The organism is Nonomuraea bangladeshensis (assembly GCF_039529455.1).
Lineage (GTDB): Bacteria > Actinomycetota > Actinomycetes > Streptosporangiales > Streptosporangiaceae > Nonomuraea > Nonomuraea bangladeshensis.
This window is the reverse complement of sequence record NZ_BAAAMV010000008.1, coordinates 377,270-401,207: the sequence shown is the minus strand read 5'-3', so window position 1 is coordinate 401,207 and position 23,938 is coordinate 377,270. Positions and strand designations below refer to the sequence as shown.

The window sequence follows — 23,938 nt, the reverse complement described above, 5'->3', positions numbered from 1 at the left end:
CTCGTAGGAACCTTCGCGCCCCCACGCGAAGGAAGGAGAGAAGCGATGCGTCACCGGCCCAGGAAGATCATCCCGCTCCTCGCGGCGGTCCTGCTCGCCGCCACGGCCTGCAGCGGCGGCCCCTCCACCCCGACCGGCCCCGCCCCCAGCCAGGGCCAGAGCCAGGGAGCGCCGGCCAACGCCGACCCGAACCAGCTCCCGCGCGGCGAGACCCTCTACACCACCGGCACCCAGTGGGGCCCGCCGGCCAACTTCAACCCGATCAGGGAGTGGGACTCGGCCGTCGGCACCAAGGGCCTGGTGTACGAGTCGCTGTTCCACTACGACACCACCGCCGCCAAGCTCACCCCCTGGCTGGCCGAGAGCGGCTCGTGGACGGACGACACCACCTACGAGATCAAGCTGCGCCCCGGCATCAAGTGGTCCGACGGGCAGCCGTTCACGGCCAAGGACGTCGTCTTCTCCTTCGAGCTCGGCAAGATGGAGACGATCCCGTACCACAACCTGTGGAACTGGCTGCAGAAGGCGGAGGCGGTCGACGACCGGACCGCGCGCTTCACCTTCTCCACGGCCAACTACCAGGAGTGGGACTTCATGCTCTACACGCGCACGATGGTCCCCGAGCACATCTGGAAGGACCGCTCCGAGAAGGAGGTCCTGGACGGGATCAACGAGAACCCGGTCGGCACGGGCGCGTACAAGTTCCTGAGCAAGGACCAGGACCGCGTGACCCTGCAGCGCCGCGACGACTGGTGGGGCAAGACCGCGCTCAACATGGAGCCCAAGCCCCGCTACATCGTCGACATCGCCACCCCGAGCAACGAGGTCGCGATGGGCCTGCTGCTGCAGAAGGGCCTCGACCTCAGCAACAACTTCCTGCCCGGCGTGGCCAACCTGGTCAAGGGCAACTTCGGGCTGACCACCTTCTACAACGAGCCGCCGTACATGCTGTCGGCCAACACCGCCTGGCTGGTGCCCAACACCACCAAGAAGCCGATGGACGACCCCGCCTTCCGCAAGGCCCTCGCCTCCTCGATCGACGTCAAGAAGATCGTCGAAGGCGTCTACGGCAACCTCGTCAAGGCCGCCAGCCCGACCGGCCTGCTGCCGCAGTGGGACAAGTACGTCGACCAGGACGTGGTCGCGAAGTCCGGCTTCACCTTCGACGCCGCCAAGGCCAAGAAGCTGCTGGCCGACGCCGGCTACAAGGACGGCGACGGCGACGGTTACGTCGAGAACAAGGACGGCTCCAAGATCAGCCTGTCCCTCATCGTCCCGTCCGGCTGGACCGACTGGATGGAGTCGGCCCGCTCGATCGCCGCCAGCGCCAAGGCCGCCGGCATCCAGGTCACGCCCGACTTCCCCGACTTCAACGCCCTGGTGGAGAAGCGCACCAAGGGTGACTTCGACCTGGTGATCAACAACGAGCGGCAGCTGTCGAACTCGCCGTACACGTACTACGAGTACCTGTTCCAGCTGCCGATCCAGAAGCAGCAGAACACGGTGAACTTCGGCCGCTACGAGAACAAGAAGGCCTGGGACCTCGTCCAGCAGCTCGACCAGGTCAAGACCGACGACACCGCCGGCATGCAGAAGATCATCTCCCAGCTCCAGCAGATCCACCTGGACGACCTGCCGGTGATCCCGCTCTGGTACAACGGCCTCTGGGCGCAGTCCAGCACCTCGGTGTGGAAGAACTGGCCGGCCGCGGCCGGGAGCGCGCCGAAGACCCCCGCCGTGATGTGGCGCAACTGGCTGGAGCTGGGCGGGTTCGAGACCCTCACCCAGATCCAGCCCGCCGCCTCCTAGCCGGACCCTCGAAGCCCCGCTCCCCGGCGCCGGGGAGCGGGGCCCTCACGGAGACAGATCACGTGCGTCGATACTTCGGCAGGAAACTGCTCATCTACGGGCTGACGTTCTTCGTCGCCGTCACGGTCAACTGGATGATCCCGCGCTTCATGCCCGGCGACCCGGTCGCCAGCATGGTCGCGCGGGCCAACGTCACCAAGCCCGAGGCCGTCGAGGCGATGCGGGCCTACTACAACAACCTCTTCGGCCTGGACCAGCCGCTGCTCACCCAGTACGCCAACTTCTGGGGCGCGCTGCTGCGCGGCGACTTCGGCACCAGCATCTGGCTGTTCCCGACCCCGGTGAGCCAGGTGATCGGCGGCGCGGTGCCGTACACGCTGGCGCTGGTCGTCCCGTCGGTGCTGCTGAGCTGGGTCGTCGGCAACCAGTTCGGCGCGTACGCGGCCCGCCGCAAGCTGCTCGACAACACCGTCCTGCCGGTCGGCTACGTGCTGACGGCGATGCCGTACATGTGGCTGGCGGTGCTGCTGGCCTGGTCGCTCGGCGTGATCGCCGGGCTGTTCCCGGTGGCCGGCGGCTACAGCTTCTCCATGCGCCCCAACCTGTCGTGGACGTTCTTCCTCGACCTGCTGCACCACTGGACGCTGCCGTTCCTGTCGCTGTTCCTGGTGGCGCTGGGCGGCTGGGCGATCGGCATGCGGAACATGATCATCTACGAGCTGGAGTCGGACTACTCGACCTACCTGTCGGCGCTCGGCGCGCCCGCCCGGCTCATCCGCAGGTACGCCTTCCGCAACGCCGTCCTGCCCCAGATCACCGGCCTGGCCCTGCAGCTCGGCGTGCTCGTGGCCGGCGCGCTGGTCACCGAGATCGTCTTCGCCTACCCGGGTCTCGGCAGCCTCATTCTCAAGGCCATCCAGAACAAGGACTTCTTCCTCCTCCAGGGCGCGTTCCTGTTCATCGTGCTCGGCGTGCTGATCGCCAACTTCATCATCGACATCGTCTACGTCGTGGTCGATCCTCGGACCAGGGCGGGAATGGCGGGTGCGCAGGCATGACGACGATCCAGGAAGCCGTGCCGCGCGAGCGGGCCGCGGTCCGGCGCGAGGCGCTCTACTTCGCGGTGCGCAACGGCAAGCTCATGACCGGCCTGACGATCGTCCTGGCGCTGCTCCTGCTGGGACTGATCGGCCCGCTGTTCGTGGCCGCCGCGCCCAACGAGTACAGCGTCCAGGCGATGAGCCCGCCCACCGGCGAGCACTGGTTCGGCACCACCACCTTCGGCCAGGACATCTTCGCCCAGTTCGTCCACGGCCTGCGCGCCACCTTCGCCGTCGGCGTGGTCGGCGGCGGCATCGCCGCGGTCATCGGGATGGTCGTCGGCTTCGTGGCCGGCTACGTCGGCGGCCTGGTGGACGAGGTGCTCAACATGCTGACCAACATCATCCTGGTCATCCCCAGCCTGGCCGTGCTGCTGATCGTCAACGCCTACCTGGGCATCCGCAGCGTGGCCGTGCAGGGCCTGTTCATCGGGCTGACGCAGTGGCCGTGGGCGGCGCGGGCGATCCGGGCGCAGACGTTCTCGCTGCGCACCCGCGAGTTCGTGGACCTGGCCAGGATGAGCGGGTCCGGCACCGGGCGCATCATCGCCAGGGAGATCGCCCCGAACATGAGCTCCTACCTGTTCATGACGTTCATCCTGCTGTTCGGCGGCTCGGTGCTCATCGCCTCCTCGCTGGACTTCATCGGCCTCGGCCCCACCGAGGGCGTCTCGCTGGGCCTGATGCTGCAGAACGCCAACCAGTGGAGCGCGCTCCAGCTCGGCATGTGGTGGTGGTTCGTGCCGCCGGGCGCCGCCATCACCGCCATCGTCGGCGCCCTGTACGTCGCCAACGTCGGCCTCGACGAGGTCTTCAACCCGAAGTTGAGGGAGACATGAGTCTTCAGGTCAGCGAGCTGAGGGTCCACTACCGGACGCTCAGGGGCGACGTGCGCGCGCTCGACGGCATGTCCTTCGAGCTCGGCGACGGCGAGATCCTCGGCCTGGTCGGCGAGTCCGGCTGCGGCAAGAGCACCCTGGGCAAGTCCCTCATCCGCATGGACGGCCGCATGCGGCACGTCGGCGGCCGGGTCGTGCTCGACGGGCGCGAGCTGCCGATCGCCGACGACCGGGCGATGAACGGCTTCCGCTTCAAGGAGGTCTCCCTCATCCCGCAGTACGCGATGAGCGCGCTCAACCCCACCCGCAAGATCCGCAAGATGGTGGGCGAGCTGCTGCGCTCGCGCGGCGTCACGCTCGACGCCGCCGAGCTGGAGCGGCGCATGGACCAGGTCGGGCTGCCGCGCGAGGTGCTCGACCGCTACCCGATCGAGCTGTCCGGCGGCATGAAGCAGCGCATGGTCATGGTCATCTCCACGCTGCTCGACCCGTCGCTGCTCATCGCCGACGAGGTCACCTCCGCGCTCGACGTCTCCACCCAGAAGGCCGTCGCCCGCGCGCTGCTCGGCTTCCGCGACAGCGGCTACGTCAAGAGCATGATCTTCGTCACCCACGACATCGCGCTCACCCACCACATCGCCGACACGATCATGGTCATGTACGCGGGCCGCCTCGCCGAGAAGGCCCCCGCCGACGCGCTCGTCAAGGCGCCCAGGCACCCGTACACCAGGCTGCTCATCGACGCGCTGCCCGAGGTCGGCGTCCGTTACGCCGATCGGCGGCTGGAGGGCATCGCCGGCAGCCCGCCGTCGCTGCTCGACCCGCCCGCCGGCTGCCGTTTCCGCGCCCGCTGCCCGCTCGCCGGGGACGAGTGCGCCGAGGATCCGCCCGTGGCCGAGGTCGCGCCCGGCCACCACGTCGCCTGCTGGAAGGCCTGATGCTGAGACTCGACCATGTCACCAAGGTGTTCAGGATCGGCGCCTTCGGCGGCCGTACCGTCACCGCCGTCAGGGACGTCAGCTTCGACGTCGCGCCCGGCGAGGTCGTCTCCCTCATCGGGGAGAGCGGCAGCGGCAAGAGCACGCTCGGCCGTCTGATCCTCGGGCTCAACAAGGCCACCAGCGGCACGATCACCTTCGACGGGCGGCCGGCGCGGGCGGGCAAGGACTACTACCGCGACGTCCAGGGGATCTTCCAGGACCCGTTCAGCTCGTTCAACCCGGTGTTCAAGGCCGACCGGGTGTTCGCGATGGTCAAGGAGTCGTACCATCCGGGCGTGTCCGAGGGGGAGTGGGCCGAGCGGGTCCGCGCGGCGCTGCGCGACGTGCGGCTCAACCCCGACCAGGTGCTCGGCAAGTTCCCCCACCAGCTCAGCGGCGGCCAGCTCCAGCGCCTGCTCATCGCCCGCGCGCTGCTGCTGGAGATCCGCCTGCTGGTGGCCGACGAGATCACCAGCATGCTCGACGCCTCCACCCGCATCGACGTGCTCAACCTGCTGGCCGAGCTGAAGACGCGCGGCCTCGGCGTGCTCTACATCACGCACGACCTGTCGCTCGGCAACTACCTGGCCGAGCGGACGATCGTGCTGCGCGAGGGCGCGGTGGTGGAGATGGGCCCGACCGGCGAGGTCTTCGGCGACCCGCTCCATGCCTACACGCGCGAGCTGCTGTCGGCGGTGCCGCGCCTGCACGAGGATTGGGCCGACGCCGAGGACACGGGCACCTGCCTCTACCACGAGCGCGGGGGCTCCGGCGGCCTGCTGGAGGCCGCTCCGGGCCATTTCGTCGCGTGCGCCCGGTCGAAGACCTGTTAAGGAGATGTCCTTGAACCACCGTCCGCTGCACGACGGCTGGACCCTGTCGTCGCGGGACGCCGCGGATCTCATCACCGGGGTCCCGGCCACCGTGCCCGGCTGCGTGCACACCGACCTGCTCGCCGCCGGGCTCATCGACGACCCCTATCTCGACGACAACGAGCGGCGGCTGGCCTGGATCGGCCGCAGGGACTGGACCTACCGCACCACGTTCGCCTGGTCGCCGGACGAGCACGAGCGTACGGACCTCGTGTGCCGCGGGCTCGACACGGTCGCCGAGATCACGCTCAACGGGGTGCGCGTCGGCGGCACCGCCAACCAGCACCGCTCCTACCGGTTCCCCGTCCGCCACCTGCTGCGCCATGGGGCCAACGAGCTGACGGTCACCTTCCGCTCCGCCTACGCCTACGCGGAGGAGCAGCGGGCGGCGCTCGGGGAGCGGCCGGGCGCCTACGACGAGCCGTACGCGTTCATCCGCAAGATGGCCTGCAACTTCGGCTGGGACTGGGGCCCCACGCTGGTCACGGCCGGCATCTGGCGGCCGATCGGGCTGGAGAGCTGGAGCGGCGCCCGGCTGGCCGAGGTGCGCCCTCTGGCCGACGCCGACGGGACGGTGCGGGTGCACGTCCGGGTCGAGCGCACCGCCGAAGGGCCGCTCACGCTGTCGGCCGAGGTCGCCGGGGTCACCGCCGAGCGGCGCATCGACGGCCGCTCGGCCGTGCTCGCGCTCAAGGTGCCCCGCCCCGACCTGTGGTGGCCGCGCGGCCACGGCGACCAGCCGCTCTACGACCTGACGGTACGGCTCGGCGAGGACGAGTGGCACGGCAGGATCGGCTTCCGCTCGGTGGAGCTGGAACGGGAGGCGTTCCGGTTCAAGATCAACGGCAGCCCCGTCTACGTCAGGGGCGTCAACTGGATCCCCGACGACTGCTTCCCGTCCCGCGTGACGAGGGAGCGGCTGGCCGCGCGGTTCGGGCAGGCCCTCGACGCCGGCGTCAACCTGCTGCGGGTCTGGGGCGGCGGCCTGTACGAGAGCGACGACTTCTACGACCTCGCCGACGAGCTCGGCCTCATGGTCTGGCAGGACTTCCCGTTCGCCTGCTCCGCCTACCCCGAGGAGGAGCCGTTCCGGTCCGAGGTCGCCGCCGAGGCCCGCGAGAACGTCACCCGCCTGGCCCCGCACCCCAGCCTGGTGCTGTGGTGCGGCAACAACGAGAACCTGGAGGGCCACGCCGACTGGGGCTGGCGCGACAAGCTCCAGGGGCGCAGCTGGGGCGCGGGCTTCTACCACGACCTGCTGCCCGGCATCATGGCCGAGCTGGACCCGACGCGGCCGTACTGGCCGGGCAGCCCCTACTCGGGCGCGCCCGGCCTGCCGCCGAACGACCCCGCCCGCGGCACCGTCCACATCTGGGACGTCTGGAACCGCGAGGACTACACCCGGTACGCCGCCTACCGGCCGCGTTTCGTCGCCGAGTTCGGCTTCCAGGGGCCGCCCGCGTACGCGACCCTGCGCCGGGCCTCCTCCGACGAGCCGCTGACCCCGCGCTCCTCCCACCAGAAGGCCGTGGACGGCCAGGAGAAGCTGCTGCGCGGGCTCGGCGGGCACCTGCCGCGGCCGGGCACGTTCGACGAGTGGCACTACCTGACCCAGCTCAACCAGGCGCGGGCGGTGGCGTTCGGCGTGGAGCGCTTCCGCGCGCTCATGCCGCACACCATGGGCACGATCGTCTGGCAGCTCAACGACTGCTGGCCGGTGACGTCGTGGGCGGCGGTGGACGGCGACGGGCGGCGCAAGCCGCTCTGGCACGCGCTGCGCCGCGCCTACGCCGACCGGCTGATCACGATGCTCGACGGCGAGCTGGCCGTGGTCAACGACGCCCCGCAGGCGTGGTCGGGCGAGCTGGAGCTGGTCCGGCGCCGGCTGACCGGAGAGCCGCTGGCCAAGGAGGTCGTCGCCGTGCACGTGGCGCCGCGCGCGGTGACCAGGGTGGCGCTGCCGCCGGCGGTGGCCGCGGCCGACGACCCGGCGCGCGAGCTGCTGTCGGCCCGGCTCGGCTCGGTCCGCCTGGTGCGTTTCTACGCCGAGGACCCGGCCGTCGCGTTCCCCCCGGCGGTCTGGGACGCCGACGCCGCGCCCGCGCAGGACGGCTACCGGGTGACCGTCACCGCCCGCACCGTGCTGCGCGAGCTGGCGCTCTTCCCCGACCGGCTGGACCCGGCCGCGGGCGTGGACGACCAGCTCGTCACGCTGCTGCCCGGCGAGAGCGCGGTCTTCCACGTCACCACGGCGAAGGCCCTGGACGCCGCCGCGCTGACCGGCTTCCCGGTGCTGCGGTGCGTCAACGAGCCGGGCGGCGCGCTGTTCAGACCCTGAACTCCTCGGTGCGGTGCCCGTAGCCGGGCACCGCGGCCCGCATCGCGTCGGTGACGGCGGGCGGCGGCAGCGGCGCGATCTCGCGCTCGTGGAAGGCGAGCACGTCCTCACCGGCGGCGAAGAGCGCGCGCACCGCCGCCAGGCAGGGGCCCACGACGCGGGCGTCGGTGATCCGGCGGCCGCCGCGGCAGCCGCCGTACTCGTCGTAGAGCACCTCGTACATGAGGGACGGGCCGAAGACGACCAGCTCCGGCAGCGGGTCGAGGTGCGCGACCCGCGCGGCCGGCAGCACCCGGCACGGCGATCCCGCGCGCGCCCGCACGGCCAGCACGTGCATCTCCCACTGCAGGTACGCCGTGACGGGGAGCTCCGCCACCCGCACCCGCCTGACCGGCACCCGGCTCATGAAGTAGCGGCGCAGCGGGCCCGCCATCTCCGCGACCAGGGCGAGGGAGCCCGCCCAGTCGCCGTCCATCATGGCCCGCCAGCTCGCGACGTCCGGCTCGTAGAAGGTCTGCGCCCGCTCCAGCTTCCACATCGGCTCGGCGGTCACGGCGTGGTCGCGGTCGAAGGCGGCGTGATAGCCCTCCGCGTCGAGGACCAGGGCGTCGGCGTGCGCCACGGCGGCGAACGGGTTGCCCACGAGGTCCTGGGCCGGATCATGGCCCGGGTGGTCGACCGTGTTCGACGCGCCGTGCTCGGTCATGCGGCTCCCTCCGTCGGCTGAAAACCCGCCCAGATCATCAATGGCGTCCCTGACAGGGTCAAGGCCCAAAAACGATCCGCGCGGGCTCGCTCAGCCGCGGTGGTGCGCGCGCCGGCGGACCAGGCTGAAGAGCATGGCCACCAGCCACACACCGAACAGCACCTTGAGGACGCCGAAGCCGCCCACCGCGAAACCGACGATCACGAGCACGAAGAGCAGCCCGACGAACGGGTGCGGCCCGTGGTGCCGGTGGTGACGTGCCGGGCCGTGCTTCCACTGGTGGCGCATCTCCCTGCGGGCCTGGCGCATGTCGTGGTGCATCTGGTGCATCTGGTGGCGATGGGCGCGCATCGCCTCGTGCCAGTCGCCGCCCATGCCGGGAAGCGGGGGAGGCTCCGGGAATCCCGGCACCCGGGAGCGGGCCGCGGGCTGGGAGCCGGGCAGGTCGGCCGTGACCCGGGCGAGGTCACGGGCGGTCTTGGCGGCCAGCGCGTGGTCCAGCCGCTCGTCGAGTTCTTCGCGGGTCAGGCGGCCCTCGGCGAAGTGCTCGCGCAGGGCGGCCATCGTCTGCTCGCGCTCGGCGTCGCCGATGCGGAGGTCGTTCGGGTCCATGCCTGGCTCCTCGCTCCGTGGGCCTCGCAGGGTCACTCGTCGCCCGGGTCGCCGTCGGCCAGAATCTGGTAGAGCTTGCGCCGGGTCTCCACCAAAGTCTTACGCGCTTCGCGGATTTGTGCGTCGTTCCCGGTCTGGAGAATCTGCATCATCGCGAAGGCCGACTGGCGGCCGATCTGCCACAGCTCGGTGACGTTGTCGTCGACGTCGGGGCGCATCTCGTCCCACGGGGTGCGGACCTCGTCGGGGTGCGCCTCGATGTAGGCGCGTCCCTCGTCGGTGAGACGGAAGCTCTTGCGGCCCTCGCTCTCCTCGGAGATGACCAGGCCCTCGTCGGTGAGCTGCTGAAGCGCCGGGTAGACGGCGCCGGGGCTGGGCTTCCAGCCGCCCTCGCTGCGCTCGGCGATCTCCTGGATGATCTGGTAGCCGTTGCGCGGCTCCTCGGCGAGCAGGGCCAGGATGGCGGCGCGGACGTCGCCGCGCTTGGCCTTGCGGCCCCGGCCGCCCCAGCCGCGGTGGCCGCCGAACGGCCCGCCGGGCCCGAACGGCCCGCCGCCGCCGAACGGCCCGCCGCCGAACGGGCCACCCGGCCCGAACGGCCCACCGGGTCCGAACGGCCCGCCGGGCCCGCCTCTCCTGCCGCGCTCCCGGTGCTCGTGCCGGTGCTCGTGCCTGTGGTGCCGGTGGCCGCCCATCTCCTCGAAGGCCTCGGCCAGCGACTTGAACGCCTCGCGGGCGGCTCGCTTGTAGTCGTGCGCCCCGGGCCAGGGGCCGGGCGCTGCCTGTGCGGAACTCATAGGTTTCCCCCTATATCGTGATTCGTTCTCGATGCATCAACGATATATCGCTACTGTGTCGGCAGCAAGCCCCCTGTCAACGTGAGCCAGATCACGAAAAAGTTGCGAAATCGGGGAACAGGATCGGGGATGGAGCCGTTGAACAGAGCAGACGAGGTCGTTCCGCGTCGGCAGGGCTGGGGGGTGCTGTCGCCGTGGAGACGACCTCGTCTGCGTTTCCATGGCCCGCGCTCCGCGCGGGCTGGCTCGGTCGCTCAGACCCGTCGCCTTCCCTCGTCGCTCCGGTCGCTTCGCTCCCTGCGCTCCTCAGTCCAGGCGACGGCGCTCCCTCGCAGCCCCCGAACGCGCAGCGTCCTCAATCCCGAACGCGCGCAGCGCCCGCAATCCCCAACGCGCAGTGTGGGAAGTTTCCGGAACACGGCGACCGAGCCGCCCGCGCGAAGCGCGGGCAATAAGCAGGTACGCTCCCGATCATGATGGGGCACACGCACGCGATGACCGGGGCCATCGCCTGGCTGGGGCTGGCGCCACCACTGGCCGCCCTGCCGCTGCTGACCGAATCCTCCCGCTTCATCGAAACCGGCATCATGGTCGGCGCGCTCGGACCCGCCGAGCTGATCGCCGGCGCCATCATCTGCGCGGGCGCGGCGATGCTGCCCGACCTCGACCATCCCAGCGCCACGATCGCCCAGACCTTCGGGCCGGTCACCTGGTTGCTGAGCAAGGGCGTGTCCTGGCTGGCCGGCGGCCACCGGGGGGCCACCCATTCGCTGGCCTTCGCGGTCGCGCTCGGGTTAGGCACGCACTGGCTGGCCAACACCTATCCCATCGGCCGCGACATCATGGTCGTGCTGCTCATCGGCCTCGCGCTGCGCGCGATCGGCGTCGGCATCCCCGGCAACAAGCTGGGCTCGGCGATGGTCAACATCGGCATGACCGCCGGGCTCTACGCCGTCTTCCTCTCCCTCGGCGTGGGCTACGCCTGGCTCGGCCTCGCGGTCGGCGTCGGCTGTCTGATCCATGTCGTCGGCGACTGCATGACCGAGCGCGGCTGCCCGGTGTTATGGCCGCTCGGGGTGAAGTTCGTGCTGCCGTGGAAGATCGGCATCAAGACCGGCAAGAAGTTCGAGCAGAAGATCCTGGCCCCGCTCCTGTCGGTGGCGATCATCGGCCTGCTCTTCTGGCGCCTCGCGCCGGTTTAACTTGATGTCGAGATATCCTAGTAATATCTTGACGTCGAGACATCCGCCTCCGGCCGTGGAGTTAGGCGTACCTAACGTACGAGTGGTTCCGGCTGTGCGGCAGGATTTGAGTGAACACCGGTCTGATGAGGAGGCGAATCACCGTGTCCGCGAACAGCTTCGGCGCCCGTGACACGCTGCGCGTCGGCGACGCGTCATATGAGATTTTCCGGCTGGATGCCGTCGAGGGCGCCGCACGCCTCCCGTACAGCCTGAAGATCCTCCTGGAGAACCTCCTGCGCACGGAGGACGGCGCGAACATCACCGCCGACCACATCCGCGCGCTGGGCTCCTGGGACCCCAACGCCGCGCCCAGTGTCGAGATCCAGTTCACCCCGGCGCGCGTCATCATGCAGGACTTCACCGGCGTGCCCTGCGTCGTCGACCTCGCCACCATGCGCGAGGCCGTCCGCGACCTCGGCGGCGACCCGGCCCGCATCAACCCGCTCGCCCCGGCCGAGATGGTCATCGACCACTCCGTGATCGTCGACTACTTCGGCCACCCCGACGCCTTCCAGCGCAACGTCGAGCGCGAGTACGAGCGCAACCGCGAGCGCTACCAGTTCCTGCGCTGGGGCCAGACCGCCTTCGACGAGTTCAAGGTCGTCCCGCCCGGCACCGGCATCGTCCACCAGGTCAACATCGAGCACCTGGCCAGGGTCGTCATGATCCGCAACGGCAAGGCCTACCCCGACACCTGCGTCGGCACCGACTCCCACACCACGATGGAGAACGGCATCGGCGTGCTCGGCTGGGGCGTCGGCGGCATCGAGGCCGAGGCCGCGATGCTCGGCCAGCCGATCTCCATGCTCATCCCGCGCGTGGTCGGCTTCAAGCTCAACGGCAAGCTGCCCGCCGGCGCCACCGCCACCGACCTGGTGCTGACCATCACCGAGATGCTGCGCAAGCACGGCGTGGTCGGCAAGTTCGTCGAGTTCTACGGCGAGGGCGTCTCCTCGGTGCCGCTGGCCGACCGGGCCACCATCGGCAACATGAGCCCCGAGTTCGGCTCCACCTGCGCGATCTTCCCGATCGACGGCCAGACCGTCGACTACCTGCGCCTGACCGGCCGCACCGAGGAGCAGATCGCCCTCGTCGAGTCCTATGCCAAGGCCCAGGGCCTGTGGCTCGACCCGTCGGCGCCCGAGCCGGTGTTCTCCGAATACATCGAGCTCGACCTCGGCACGGTCGTCCCGTCCATCGCCGGGCCCAAGCGCCCGCAGGACCGCATCGCGCTGTCCGACGCCAAGGACGCCTGGCGCCGCGACGTGGACAACTACGTGAGCGACGGCGTGGACGAGGCCAACGAGGAGAGCTTCCCGGCCTCCGACGCGCCCGCCTCCAACGCCACCGCCAACGGCGGCCGGCCGCACAAGCCGGTGCCCGTCACGCTGGCCGACGGCACGTCGTTCGAGATCGACCACGGCATCGTCTCGATCGCCGCGATCACCTCGTGCACCAACACCTCCAACCCGTACGTCATGCTCGGCGCGGCCCTGCTCGCCCGCAACGCCGTCGACAAGGGCCTCACCCGCAAGCCGTGGGTCAAGACCTCGCTCGCGCCCGGCTCCCAGGTCGTCACCGGCTACTTCGAGCGCTCGGGCCTCCAGCCCTACCTCGACAAGATCGGCTTCAACCTGGTCGGCTACGGCTGCACCACCTGCATCGGCAACTCGGGGCCGCTGCTGCCGGAGATCTCCGAAGCCATCCAGGCCAACGACCTCGCGGTCACCGCCGTGCTGTCCGGCAACCGCAACTTCGAGGGCCGGATCAACCCCGACGTCAAGATGAACTACCTGGCCTCGCCGCCGCTCGTGGTGGCGTACGCGCTGGCCGGCACCATGGACCTCGACCTCGACACCGAGCCGCTCGGCGTCGGCAGTGACGGGCAGCCGGTCTACCTGCGCGACATCTGGCCCTCCCCGGAGGAGGTCGCCGAGGTCGTCCACTCCTCGATCGGCCGCGAGATGTTCGAGCGCGACTACGCCGACGTCTTCAAGGGCGACGACCACTGGCGCTCGCTGCCGATCCCGACCGGCGACACCTTCGAGTGGGACCCCGACTCCACCTACGTCCGCAAGGCCCCCTACTTCGACGGCATGCCGGAGAAGCCGGAGCCCGTGACGGACATCAGCGGCGCCCGCGTCCTGGTCAAGGTCGGCGACTCGGTCACCACCGACCACATCTCGCCGGCCGGCTCGATCAAGGTCGGCACCCCGGCCGCGCAATACCTGCAGGCCAACGGGGTCGAGGTCAAGGACTTCAACTCCTACGGCTCGCGGCGCGGCAACCACGAGGTGATGATCCGCGGCACGTTCGCCAACATCCGCCTGCGCAACCAGATCGCGCCGGGCACCGAGGGCGGCTACACCCGCGACTTCACCCAGCCCGACGCACCGGTGTCGTTCATCTACGACGCCTCGGTCAACTACGCCGCCGCGGGCACGCCGCTGGTGGTGCTGGCCGGCAAGGAATACGGCTCCGGCTCCTCGCGCGACTGGGCGGCCAAGGGCACGGCGCTGCTGGGCGTCCGCGCGGTCATCGCCGAGTCCTACGAGCGCATCCACCGCTCCAACCTCATCGGCATGGGCGTGCTGCCGCTGCAGTTCCCGGAGGGCGCCACGGCGGCGTCGCTGGGCCTGACCGGCGAGGAGACGTTCGACATCACCGGCGTCGAGGAGCTCAACAAGGGCGGCATCCCGCAGACCGTGCACGTCAAGGCCGGCGACGTCGAGTTCGACGCCGTCGTCCGCATCGACACGCCGGGCGAGGCCGACTACTACCGGCACGGTGGCATCATGCAGTACGTCCTGCGCTCGCTGCTGGCCAAGTGATCTTCCTGGTCGCCGCCCGGTCATGAGCCGGGCGGGGGCCGGGGGTTGGGGCGTGATCCTCACGCGCCCCGCATCGGGGGAACCACCCGAACCGACGAGGCCGTCCGGCGGAACACCCTCCGCCGGGCGGCCTTCGCCGTTCCCCCTTAGCCGTTCCCCCTTAGCCGTTCCCCGCTTACGCGACGCGCCCGGCCGGCGCGGACCAAGTGTCGCAGGCGGCGGGGGAGAGCGACTGGCGGCCGCGCTCCAGCCAGCGGGCCCGGTTGACGCCCTTGCCGTGGCTGCGGACGCCGTCGAAGTCGTCGCCGCTCGCCCTGGCGGTCTCCACCAGGGCCGCCCAGTCCTGCCCGGTGCGCCCCAGCGAGCCCTGCACGCTGCCCAGGAACACTCCCGCGAGGCAGTCGGCCTGCAACTCGTAGCGGCGCCGCGCCACGCTCTCACGCGCCTTGGGGAGGCTCACGCCCATGAGGCGCTGCACGTGGTGGCCGTACTCGTGGGCGGCGACCTTGAGCGGATAGAGGTCCGTACGGTTCTCGATCCAGGGCCCGGTGAGCGGGAAGACGAGCGTGCGCCGCTCCACGCAGTAGAACGCCGCCGCCTGCGCGGGCCAGTCCCCGCCGCAGATCCGGTCGGCGGGCTCGTCGAAGTACCGCACCACGGGCCTCGCGAACGTCCGCCCCGCCTTCGCGAAGTACGCCCGCCACGACGTGTTGAGGCACGTGACGACGGTCTGGAGGTATTCCCGGGTCCGCGGGATCCCCCCGGAGCTGATCGCCGTCTCCGGGCACGAGGTGACCGGCAGCCTGCCCGCCTTCTCCCGGAACGGATCCTGGACGGCGGCCCCGGCCGGAGCGGGCGGCAGGGAGACCGCCAGGACCGCGGCGAGGACAAGGGCGCGCTTGATCGGGAGGAATCGCACGATCGGCAGCCTAGCCAGTGACCGCGTGTGGCACGATGAGGGACGCCACCCGGCGAAGTTCGCTTTCGCCGGGCGGCATCCCCTACAGCGCGTCCGTGAGCCAGTCGATGATCTCGCGGACCACCTCGTCGGGAGCGATCCCGATCCTCCTGGCGAACCGCTGCGCCGACACGCTCCGCACGTGCTCGACCATGGCCCAGCTGGGCTTCTCCAGGCCCGTGCCGTCACAGCTGACGGAGATGTGGTTGTCCCATCCTCGATTCGTCGTGGTCAGCGGCACGACGATCTTGACGGGTGTGGCGGCGTTGAATCCGTCGTTGCTCACGACCAGCACCGGCCGGCGGAAACCCTGCTCGCGGCCGATCGGATCGCCCAGGTCAGCGAGCCAGATCTCGCCCTGGATCACCCTCATCTCTCTCCTCGGGGATCAGCCCTTCCCATTCGGGCGCGACGCGGGAAGAGCGCGGTGGGGGACCCTGGACCGCCTCGGACTCGCCGAGGTAGTCGGCCCAGGCTCGGGGGTCCTCGTGTCGTGTCTCCTCCATCTGCTCCGCGACCCGCTGCCAGCGGTATTTCCTCTCCATCTCCCTGATGGCCTGGTCGATGATCGCGGTCATGGGCTCACCTGCCTTCTTGGCTAGCGCTGCGATCCTGTCCCGGGTCTTGACGCTGACACGTATCGTCGTCGCTTTCGGCTTCACGGCCATACTCCTGAGACTACGTCGGCGTCTTTCGGTGACACTACATGACCGTGGTTACACTCACGTGATGAACGGCAACTCTGCGTAAAGATGGTTGACTCTCCTGCGTGACTGATACGGCATTGGTGCTGATCCTTGGTGGTTCAGCGGTTTTCATCGGCGCGATCGTGCAGGGCAGCGTCGGGTTCGGCCTGGGGTTGGTGGCGGCTCCCGTGCTCACCCTGCTCGATCCCGACCTCATGCCGGGCGCCATCCAGGTCGTCAATGCGACGTTGCCGCTGTTCACGCTGGCCGTCGAGTGGCGCGGGGTGGATTGGCGGGGGCTGGGCTTCGCGGTGCTCGGCAGGGTGCCGGGGAGCGTCCTGGGTGCGTTCATCATTGTCTACGTTTCCGTATACACCCATGGCCTCCTCGTGGCGGCCATGGTGCTCGTCGCGGTGGCGTTGACCGCGAGGGCGCTGAGCGTGCCGCGCAACGGCGTGACCATCACCTCGGCGGGCTTCGTCTCGGGCGTGACCGGGACCGCCACGGGCATCGGGGGGCCGCCCATCGCGCTGGTCTACCAGACCGCCAAGGGGCCCCAGATCCGCTCCACGCTCGCCGTGTTCTTCTTCCTGAGCGCGGTGCAGTCGCTGGCCATCCTGGCAATCGTGGGGGAACTGCCCGGGCGGGCCCTGTCGGCGGGCGCGACCCTGATCGTCCCCATGGTGCTGGGATTCCTGGTGTCCAAGCCGCTGCGCCGCTACCTCGACGGCGGCAAGGCGCGGACGGCCGTGCTCGTCGTGGCCGCGGTGTCGGCCGCCGGGCTCATCGCGCAGAACGTGATCACGCAGGTCCTGTCCGCTTGAGCGGCGCCCCCGGCCGCGGTGCCGGGAGCCAAGGCTCACATGGTGGATCCAGGCCCGCCGCGCAGGCGTCGCACGAGGTCGTCGGCGGCCTCCGGCCATTGCGGGTGGTCGAATGTGAAGCCCGCTTCGAGCAGGCGACCGGGGACGACGCGGCGACTTTTCAACAGGAGTTCGGTATCCGAGCGCAGCGCGAACGCGCCGAGCTCGGCCATCCACTTCGTTGCGGGCAGGCCCACCGGAACACCCCACGCGGCGCGCAGCACGCGCATGAACGTACGTTGCGGTAAAGGGACAGGAGCGGCGAGGTTCACCGGCCCGGCGAGGTCGTCCCGGTCGGCCAGGAACTCGACGGCGCGGACGAAGTCGCGGTCATGGATCCAGGACACGTATTGCGCACCGCCGGCGACCGGGCCGCCAAGTCCAAGGCGCACGAGCCGCAGCAAGACCTCGAAGACGCCGCCACGGTCGGGGCTCATCACCATGGCGGCGCGCATGCTGACCTTGCGCGTGTGGGGGGTTTCGGCTTGTTCCTGCGCCCGCTCCCACGCTTTCGCGATCTCAACGCTGTAGGCCCAGTAGCCTGGCACGCCCGGTTCGGCGCCGCCCAGCACGCCGGTCACCTCGTCGTTGGGGGCGTCGAGGCGGTGGGCGTAAACGGTGGCAGTGCTCATCTGAAGCCAGACCTTGGGAGGCCGTACGGCGGCCGCGACGGCCTCGCCCACCACCCGGGTGGAATGCACCCGCGAATCCATCATGGCCCGCAGATTGTCAGGCGTGTAGCGACAGTTGACGCTGCGTCCGGCCAGGTTGATCACTACGTCGCTGCCGTCGATCTCCTTCGCCCATGGGCCGAGTGTCTCGGCATCCCAGCGGACGTCGCGATCGTGCACCGGCCGCCTGGTCAGGATCACGACGTCATGGCCCGCAGCGGTCAGTGCGCGACTCAGGACGGTGCCTACCTGCCCGGTCCCCCCAGGTATCACGATCTTCATCCGGCTTCCCCCAAGGTGAGTAGGGCAAGCCTAGCGCGGCTGGCTGAACACGTTCAAAAGCGGCTCATGCCGCCACAGGAGAACCATCACACCCGTGACACACCGGGCTCCCAGATCTGCCAGGCCTCGACGCCCAGGAGTCCGGGAGGTTGAGCCTGCGTTTCTGGATTGTTACCGGAAACAACAAACTCCCGGCCCCGACCCCCTTCCAAAGCAGGCCGTCCCGGAATACGTTGCCGCAAACAACATTCATCCGGGCCCCTCCGGAAGAAAGGACCCTGCACCATGCGCAAGGGGATCCTCAGCCTGACCGCCGCGGCAGCCGCGCTCGCCCTCGGTCTCACCGCCTGCGGGGGCGACGGCGGTCAGACCAGCACGTCGACCACCTCCGAGTCGGCCACGGCGGCGGCCAAGGCCGGCAAGATCGGCGTCATCCTGCCGGACAGCAAGTCCTCGGCCCGGTGGGAGACGGCGGACCGCAAGTACCTCGAAGAGGCGTTCAAGGCCGCCGGCGTCGAGTACGACATCCAGAACGCCCAGAACGACAAGACGGCGTTCCAGACCATCGCCGACCAGATGATCACGAACGGCGCCACCGTTCTCATGATCGTCAACCTGGACAGCGGCAGCGGCAAGGCCGTCATCGAGAAGGCCAAGTCGCAGGGCGTCGCCGTGATCGACTACGACCGGCTCACGCTCGGCGGCGGCGCCGCCTACTACGTCAGCTTCGACAACACCAAGGTCGGCACCCTCCAGGGTGAGGGCCTGTCGAAGTGCCTGACGGACAAGAAGGCGGACAAGCCGATCGTCGCCTACCTCAACGGCTCTCCCACCGACAACAACGCCACGCTGTTCAAGCAGGGCTACGACGGTGTGCTCAAGCCGAAGTTCGACTCCGGCGACTACGTCAAGGGCCCCGAGGAGTCGGTGCCCGAGTGGGACAACACCAAGGCCGGCACGCTCTTCGAGCAGATGCTGACCGAGCAGCCGAAGATCGCCGGCGTCCTGGCCGCCAACGACGGTCTCGGCAACGCCGCCATCACCATCCTCAAGAAGAACGGCCTCAACGGGAAGGTCCCGGTCACCGGCCAGGACGCGACCGTCCAGGGCCTGCAGAACATCCTCGCCGGCGACCAGTGCATGACCGTCTACAAGGCGGTCAAGAAGGAGGCCGACGCCGGGGCCAAGCTGGCGGTGGCGCTGGCCAAGGGCGAGAAGCCCACGGCGAGCTCCAGCGTCAAGGACCCGGAGAGCGGGCAGGACGTCCCCGCCGAGCTCATGGAGCCGCAGGCCATCTACCTCGACAACGTCAAGGACGTGGTGGCCGACGGTTACGTGACCAAGGAGGAACTGTGCACCGGTGACTTCGCCGCGAAGTGCACCGAGGCCGGAATTCAGTAGAACCGAGAGGGGTACGGCCCGCGTCACCGGCGCGGGGCCGTACCCTCCCCTCTAGGGAGCCCCATGACCCCCCTCCTTGAAGTGCGCGGGATCGACAAGAGCTTCGGTCCGGTCAAAGTCCTGCACAACGTCGAGTTCTCCGCCTACCCCGGCGAGGTCACCGCACTGGTCGGCGACAACGGGGCGGGCAAGTCCACCCTGGTCAAGTGCATCGGCGGCATCTATCCGATCGACGGCGGCACGATCTCCTTCGACGGCAAGCCGGTGCAGATCCACACCCCGCGCGACGCCGGCGAGCTGGGCATCGAGATCGTCTACCAGGACCTGGCCCTGTGCGACAACCTGGACATCGTCCAGAACATGTTCCTCGGCCGGGAGCGCAAGAGCGGGCTCCTGCTCGACGAGGACTCCATGGAGGAGCTCGCCGAGAAGACCCTCAGCAGCCTGTCCGTGCGCACCGTGAAGTCCATCAGGCAGCAGGTCTCCAGCCTGTCCGGCGGGCAGCGGCAGACCGTCGCCATCGCCAAGGCCGTGCTGTGGAACAGCAAGGTCGTCATCCTCGACGAGCCCACCGCCGCCCTGGGCGTGGCCCAGACCGCGCAGGTGCTCGAACTGGTCCGCAGGCTGGCCGACACCGGCCTCGCCGTCGTCCTCATCTCGCACAACATGAACGACGTGTTCGCCGTCTCCGACCGGATCGCGGCGCTCTACCTCGGCAGGATGGCCGCCCAGGTCAAGACCTCCGACGTGACGCACGCGCAGGTCGTCGAACTGATCACCGCCGGCCGCAGCGGGGAACTCGGTCTCAAGAACGGGGTCACCCCATGAGCAAGGTCAAGGAACTGCCCGGCGAGGCCATCGTCGCCGCGACGCAGGCCCCGTCCATCGGCAACAGCTTCCGCGCGTACGTCCAGCGGGTGCGCGGCGGCGACATGGGGTCACTGCCCGCCGTCCTCGGCCTGGTGGTGCTCTGCGCGGTGTTCGCGATCGCCCGCCCCTCGTTCGTCACCGCGATCAACTTCGCCAACCTCTTCACCCAGGGCGCCGCGATCACGCTCATCGCGATGGGCCTGGTGTTCGTGCTGCTGCTCGGCGAGATCGACCTGTCCGCCGGGTACGCGAGCGGCGTCTGCGCGGCCGTGCTCGCCGTCACCCTCGCCAGCCTGGGCCTGCCCTGGTACGTGTGCGCCCTGGCCGCCATCCTCACCGGCGTGATCATCGGCGTCGTGCTCGGCGCGCTGGTGGCCAAGGTCGGCATCCCGTCGTTCGTGGTGACGCTGGCCGCCTTCCTCGCCTTCCAGGGCCTGGTCCTGGTGCTGGTCAAGGAGGGCACGAACATCTCGGTCCGCGACCCGGTGATCCTCGCCATCGCGAACAAGAACCTGGAGCCGTGGCTCGGCTGGGCGCTCTACGCCGTCTGCGTGGGCGCCTTCGCGGCCATCCAGCTCGTCCGGGCCGCCCGGCGCACCAAGCGCGGCCTCACCGCCGACCCGCTGTCGCTCATCGCCTTCCGCGTGGGGGCGCTGGCGGTGCTGGCCGGCGCCGCGGTGTTCGTGCTCAACCTGGAGCGCAGCCGCAACCCGGCGCTGGTCTCGCTCACCGGCGTGCCGATCGTGGTGCCGGTCATCCTGGTGCTGCTGGTCGTGTGGACGGTCATCCTGCGCCGCACGTCGTTCGGCCGCCACCTGTACGCGGTCGGCGGCAACACCGAGGCCGCCCGCCGGGCCGGCATCCCGGTCGACCGGCTCAAGATCAGCGCGTTCGTGATCTGCTCGGCGATGGCCGCCGTCGGCGGCATCGTGGCCGCCTCCCGCGCCAGCTCCGTCGACCCCAACACGGGCGGCAGCTCGGTCCTGCTGTACGCGGTCGGCGCCGCGGTCATCGGCGGCACGAGCCTGTTCGGCGGCAAGGGCCGGGTGCTCGACGCCGTGCTCGGCGGCGCCGTGGTGGCCGTCATCGAGAACGGCATGGGCCTCATGGGCTACGGAGCCAGCGTCAAGTATCTGGTCACCGGGTGCGTGCTGCTCCTCGCCGCGGGCGTCGACGCCCTGGCGCGCAGGCGGGCGGCTGCCGCTGGTCTAAGGTGATCAGCGACCCGCAGCCTCTCAAGGAACCCCAGATCATGCGTGCCGGCCCCTCGCAGGAGGACATCAGGCGCCACAACCTCGGCGCGCTCCTTCGCCACGTCCACCTGGGCGGGCCGACCTCGCGTGCCGAGCTCACCGCCAAGATGGGGCTCAACCGCAGCACGATCATGGCGCTGACCTCCGACCTCACGGCTGCGGGGCTCGTACGCGAGGAGCTGCCCCGCGAGACCGGCCGGGCCGGCCGCCCTTCGCTGGTGGTCCGGCCGGAGTCGTCGCGGGTCTACGTGTTCGCCTTCGACGTGGGGCCCGACCGGCTCGCGGTCGCGCGCGTGGGGCTGGGCGGGGTCATACTCGACCGGCGCGAGGCCGTACGCCGCCGTGAGGTGTTCGAGCTGGACGAGCTGACCGGCGCGCTCGCCGGCTTCGCCCGGCAGATGCGCCGCAAGACCAGGGCCGACACCGTCTGCGTGGGCGCGGCGGCGGCCGTGTCCGGCGGCGTGCGCAAGGCCGACGGCGTGGTCACCTTCGGCCCCAACCTCAAGGCGGAGGAGGTGCCGTTCGGCGAGGAGCTGGGCCGCAAGCTCGGCCTGGGCCTGCCGGTCAGCGTCGGCAACGACGCCAACCTGGGCGCGCTCGCCGAGCACAGCCGCGGCGTCGGCGTCGCCGTCAGGGACCTCATCTACCTGCACGGCGACGTGGGCATCGGCGGCGGCATCATCGCCGGCGGCCAGTTGCTCGGCGGCCACGACGGCTACGGCGGCGAGGTCGGCCACATGGTCGTCAACCCGGGCGGCCGGGCCTGCGGCTGCGGCTCGCACGGCTGCCTGGAGGCCGAGGTGGGGGAGCGCGCCCTGCTGGAGGCGGCCGGCCGCTTCGGCGCCGGGCAGCAGGGCCGCGACGCGGTCCGGGCCGTGGTCGAGGCGGCCGACCGCGGCGACATCGTCGCCCAGGAGGCGCTGAGCCGCACCGGCGAATGGCTCGGCCTCGGCGTCGCCAACCTCGTCAACATCTTCAACCCCGAGATGGTGATCTTCGGCGGCATGCTGCGTGAGGTCTATCTCGGCTCGGCCGCGCAGGTGCGCACGCAGCTCACCCTGCACGCCATGGCCGCGCAGCGCGAGCAGGTGCGGCTGCGCACCTCCGCGCTCGGCGACTCCGCCACTCTGGTCGGCGCGGCGGAGCTGGCCTTCGCGCACGTGCTCGCCGATCCCCTGGAGGTCCTGGCCCGCGCGAACGGCTAGCCGGCCGGGTCAGCCCACTTTCGCCCGCGCCGCCGTCCAGGTGTTGCAGAAGCCGGTGGCCCCGCCCTTGTAGCCGCGGTCCTGCCAGAACGCCAGGTTGCGCGGCTTGCCGTGCACCTCGCTCTCCTCCGCCTGCCGTACCGCGTCGAGCCAGTCGTCCCACGCGATGCCCGGCCCGATCGACTTCAGCGCGGCGCTGTAGAAGACGCCCGCGTAGCACTCGGCCTGCATCTCCAGCCGGTGGCTCAGCACCGTGCGGGCCCGCTCCGAGGCCGGCAGGTACAGCGCCTCGTGCGCCTTCAGCACCCCGGTGAGCTGCTGGACGTGGTGGCCCCACTCGTGGGCGACCGAGTGGGCGACGTTCATCCTGAACGGGTCGCGCAGGTCGTGCCGGGTGATGCGGATGACGATCGCCCGCTGCTCCGGGCAGTAGTGGGCGCCCGCGCCCGAGACGCGCCCGCAGACCGAGTCCGCGCCGGAGGTGATCGTCACCTCGGGCGAGCTGTAGGGCAGCCCGGCCGCCGCGAACCGCTCCGCCCAGAAGCGGTCCGCGCACGCCGCCATGGCCCGGTGGAAGGCGCGCAGCGAGCCCGCCGACCCCGCCTTGATCGCCGGCACCGCGCATCTCATGCGTGGCAGGTCTCCGCCCATGACGTGGGACAGCGACTCCTGCCCGGTGCGCGGCGCGGCCGACGCGGGCTCACCCGCGATCACGGACACGGTGATGAACACCGCCACCGGCACGAGAACAGTGCGCACGATGGCGGATCATAGATCAATATGTCCCTTTTTGTTAGGACACCTTGGACTTAGGGGCCTTCCACGTGTTGCAGGCGCTCGCCGACTCCTTGGCGAAGCCGCGCTCCAGCCAGTAACCGACGTTGGCGCCGGCCCCGTGCGTCTCCTCGCCGAAGTCCTTCAGGCCGAAGAGCGACAGGAAGGAGCCGCTGCCGTTGTTCCTGACGAAGTAGTACCAGTCGTCGTGGGAGCGGCCCAGCGAGTGCCACACGTCGCCGATGAACGCCGCGCCCAGGCACTCCGCCTGCAGCTCGTAGCGGCGGCTCTCGTCGAGCATGCGCCGGGCGTTCTTGCCGTTGTACTCCGTGCCGGCGTCGAGCATGCCGGTGAGCTGCTGGACGTGGTGGCCGTACTCGTGCGCGAGCACCGCCATGAGCGCCAGGTTGTCCGGATGACGCAGCAGGCCGGGGGAGACCAAGTAAGTGATCTTGTTGTTGCGCGGGCAGTAGACGGCCTGCGCGCCCGCTGGGTAGCCGCCACAGCCCGTCTTCGCACGGGGCTTGGCGATGACCTGGAGCGACGGCTTGCTGAACGCGAAGCCGGCCTTCCTGATCTTCGGCGCCCAGGCCTCGTTGAGGCAGCCGAGCACGCCGGTGAGGTACTTCTTGACGTCCTGCAGGTCGCCGGGCGCGGCCTGCTCCTCCTTGCACGTCCCGAGGTCGAGCTCGCCGGTCTTGTAGACCGGGTTGGCGGTCAGCGCCGGCTTGAACGCCGGAGCGGCCTCCGCGTGGGCCGTGCCGCCTAACAGCACGCTGGTCAGGACGCCCGCCAGGAGCGCCGATCGAGGGATACGCATGGGACGGCACCCTAGTGAAGAGGGAGC

The 23,938-nt window shown here is 70.1% G+C and carries 22 protein-coding genes; 13 read left to right on the top strand and 9 right to left on the bottom strand.

Translation table 11 applies throughout. The features are described 5' to 3' along the window. The first annotated feature begins 45 nt into the window (after positions 1-45). The 6 genes from ABD292_RS27945 to ABD292_RS27920 all read left to right on the top strand — a co-directional run bounded on the left by ABD292_RS27945 (position 46) and on the right by ABD292_RS27920 (position 7,938). Positions 46-1,809, top strand: coding sequence for an ABC transporter substrate-binding protein (locus tag ABD292_RS27945; RefSeq protein WP_344212344.1), 1,764 nt, complete (start codon positions 46-48; stop codon positions 1,807-1,809). 62 nt (positions 1,810-1,871) lie between these two features. Next, on the top strand, positions 1,872-2,867 hold the full coding sequence (locus ABD292_RS27940; RefSeq protein WP_329573855.1) for an ABC transporter permease: 996 nt from the start codon (positions 1,872-1,874) through the stop codon (positions 2,865-2,867). Further along, positions 2,864-3,748 (top strand): ABC transporter permease, encoded by an 885-nt coding sequence (locus ABD292_RS27935; protein ID WP_344212341.1) that lies wholly within the window; start codon positions 2,864-2,866, stop codon positions 3,746-3,748. The genes ABD292_RS27940 and ABD292_RS27935 overlap by 4 nt, the downstream gene beginning before the upstream one ends. Next, positions 3,745-4,686 (top strand): ABC transporter ATP-binding protein, encoded by a 942-nt coding sequence (locus ABD292_RS27930; protein WP_344212339.1) that lies wholly within the window; start codon positions 3,745-3,747, stop codon positions 4,684-4,686. The genes ABD292_RS27935 and ABD292_RS27930 overlap by 4 nt, the downstream gene beginning before the upstream one ends. Next, positions 4,686-5,561, top strand: coding sequence for an ABC transporter ATP-binding protein (locus tag ABD292_RS27925; RefSeq protein ID WP_344212337.1), 876 nt, complete (start codon positions 4,686-4,688; stop codon positions 5,559-5,561). Before ABD292_RS27930 ends, ABD292_RS27925 begins: the two co-directional genes overlap by 1 nt. Before the next feature lie 10 nt (positions 5,562-5,571). Continuing rightward, positions 5,572-7,938 (top strand): glycosyl hydrolase 2 galactose-binding domain-containing protein, encoded by a 2,367-nt coding sequence (locus ABD292_RS27920; protein WP_425565178.1) that lies wholly within the window; start codon positions 5,572-5,574, stop codon positions 7,936-7,938. Here the strand turns inward: ABD292_RS27920 and ABD292_RS27915 are convergent. The 3 genes from ABD292_RS27915 to ABD292_RS27905 form a co-directional block, all read right to left on the bottom strand. Further along, entirely contained in the window at positions 7,928-8,644 is a 717-nt protein-coding gene (locus tag ABD292_RS27915; RefSeq protein WP_344212333.1) for a DUF6879 family protein, read from the bottom strand. The two genes, ABD292_RS27920 and ABD292_RS27915, sit on opposite strands and share 11 nt — an antisense overlap. A gap of 90 nt (positions 8,645-8,734) precedes the next feature. Then, positions 8,735-9,256 carry a DUF1707 SHOCT-like domain-containing protein gene (locus tag ABD292_RS27910; protein ID WP_344212331.1) on the bottom strand — a complete coding sequence of 174 codons (522 nt, stop codon included), beginning with the start codon at positions 9,254-9,256 and terminating at the stop codon, positions 8,735-8,737. Positions 9,257-9,288: 32 nt separating this feature from the next. Then, the gene (locus ABD292_RS27905) at positions 9,289-10,053 is read right to left on the bottom strand and encodes a PadR family transcriptional regulator (protein ID WP_344212329.1); all 765 of its coding nucleotides are present in this window, start codon (positions 10,051-10,053) and stop codon (positions 9,289-9,291) included. Between the two features lie 473 nt (positions 10,054-10,526). Between ABD292_RS27905 and ABD292_RS27900 the strand changes: the two genes are divergently transcribed. Together ABD292_RS27900 and acnA are read left to right on the top strand one after the other, a co-directional pair. Next, positions 10,527-11,255 carry a metal-dependent hydrolase gene (locus tag ABD292_RS27900; RefSeq protein WP_344212327.1) on the top strand — a complete coding sequence of 243 codons (729 nt, stop codon included), beginning with the start codon at positions 10,527-10,529 and terminating at the stop codon, positions 11,253-11,255. 143 nt (positions 11,256-11,398) lie between these two features. Further along, positions 11,399-14,128, top strand: a complete 2,730-nt coding sequence (gene acnA / locus ABD292_RS27895; protein ID WP_344212325.1) for an aconitate hydratase AcnA — start codon at positions 11,399-11,401, stop codon at positions 14,126-14,128. 175 nt (positions 14,129-14,303) lie between these two features. Here the strand turns inward: acnA and ABD292_RS27890 are convergent, their stop codons facing one another. The 3 genes from ABD292_RS27890 to ABD292_RS27880 all read right to left on the bottom strand — a co-directional run bounded on the left by ABD292_RS27890 (position 14,304) and on the right by ABD292_RS27880 (position 15,754). After that, positions 14,304-15,047 (bottom strand): neutral zinc metallopeptidase, encoded by a 744-nt coding sequence (locus ABD292_RS27890; RefSeq protein WP_344212323.1) that lies wholly within the window; start codon positions 15,045-15,047, stop codon positions 14,304-14,306. Between the two features lie 82 nt (positions 15,048-15,129). Next, positions 15,130-15,459, bottom strand: a complete 330-nt coding sequence (locus ABD292_RS27885; protein WP_329573875.1) for a type II toxin-antitoxin system PemK/MazF family toxin — start codon at positions 15,457-15,459, stop codon at positions 15,130-15,132. Beyond that, complete coding sequence (locus ABD292_RS27880) at positions 15,425-15,754, bottom strand: hypothetical protein (RefSeq protein WP_344212320.1); 330 nt, start codon at positions 15,752-15,754, stop codon at positions 15,425-15,427. The genes ABD292_RS27885 and ABD292_RS27880 overlap by 35 nt, the downstream gene beginning before the upstream one ends. A 101-nt stretch (positions 15,755-15,855) precedes the next feature. On the opposite strand from ABD292_RS27880, the gene ABD292_RS27875 reads away from it, so the two are divergent. Further along, the gene (locus tag ABD292_RS27875) at positions 15,856-16,596 is read left to right on the top strand and encodes a sulfite exporter TauE/SafE family protein (protein ID WP_344212318.1); all 741 of its coding nucleotides are present in this window, start codon (positions 15,856-15,858) and stop codon (positions 16,594-16,596) included. Between the two features lie 35 nt (positions 16,597-16,631). Here ABD292_RS27875 and ABD292_RS27870 read toward each other — a convergent pair whose 3' ends face one another. Next, positions 16,632-17,588 (bottom strand): TIGR01777 family oxidoreductase, encoded by a 957-nt coding sequence (locus ABD292_RS27870; RefSeq protein WP_344212316.1) that lies wholly within the window; start codon positions 17,586-17,588, stop codon positions 16,632-16,634. Between the two features lie 285 nt (positions 17,589-17,873). On the opposite strand from ABD292_RS27870, the gene ABD292_RS27865 reads away from it, so the two are divergent. The 4 genes from ABD292_RS27865 (at position 17,874) to ABD292_RS27850 (ending at position 22,317) form a co-directional block, all read left to right on the top strand. Beyond that, a complete protein-coding gene (locus ABD292_RS27865) occupies positions 17,874-18,989 on the top strand; it encodes a sugar ABC transporter substrate-binding protein (protein ID WP_344212314.1) in 1,116 nt (371 codons plus the stop codon). A gap of 63 nt (positions 18,990-19,052) precedes the next feature. After that, positions 19,053-19,817 (top strand): ATP-binding cassette domain-containing protein, encoded by a 765-nt coding sequence (locus tag ABD292_RS27860; RefSeq protein WP_344212312.1) that lies wholly within the window; start codon positions 19,053-19,055, stop codon positions 19,815-19,817. Next, positions 19,814-21,076, top strand: a complete 1,263-nt coding sequence (locus ABD292_RS27855; RefSeq protein ID WP_344212310.1) for a sugar ABC transporter permease — start codon at positions 19,814-19,816, stop codon at positions 21,074-21,076. Before ABD292_RS27860 ends, ABD292_RS27855 begins: the two co-directional genes overlap by 4 nt. A 35-nt stretch (positions 21,077-21,111) precedes the next feature. After that, entirely contained in the window at positions 21,112-22,317 is a 1,206-nt protein-coding gene (locus tag ABD292_RS27850) for an ROK family transcriptional regulator (protein WP_344212309.1), read from the top strand. A 9-nt stretch (positions 22,318-22,326) separates the two neighbouring features. Here ABD292_RS27850 and ABD292_RS27845 read toward each other — a convergent pair whose 3' ends face one another. Together ABD292_RS27845 and ABD292_RS27840 are read right to left on the bottom strand one after the other, a co-directional pair. Further along, positions 22,327-23,076, bottom strand: a complete 750-nt coding sequence (locus ABD292_RS27845; RefSeq protein WP_344212307.1) for a neutral zinc metallopeptidase — start codon at positions 23,074-23,076, stop codon at positions 22,327-22,329. Between the two features lie 34 nt (positions 23,077-23,110). After that, positions 23,111-23,911, bottom strand: coding sequence for a neutral zinc metallopeptidase (locus ABD292_RS27840; RefSeq protein WP_344212305.1), 801 nt, complete (start codon positions 23,909-23,911; stop codon positions 23,111-23,113). Between the last annotated feature and the right edge of the window lie 27 nt (positions 23,912-23,938).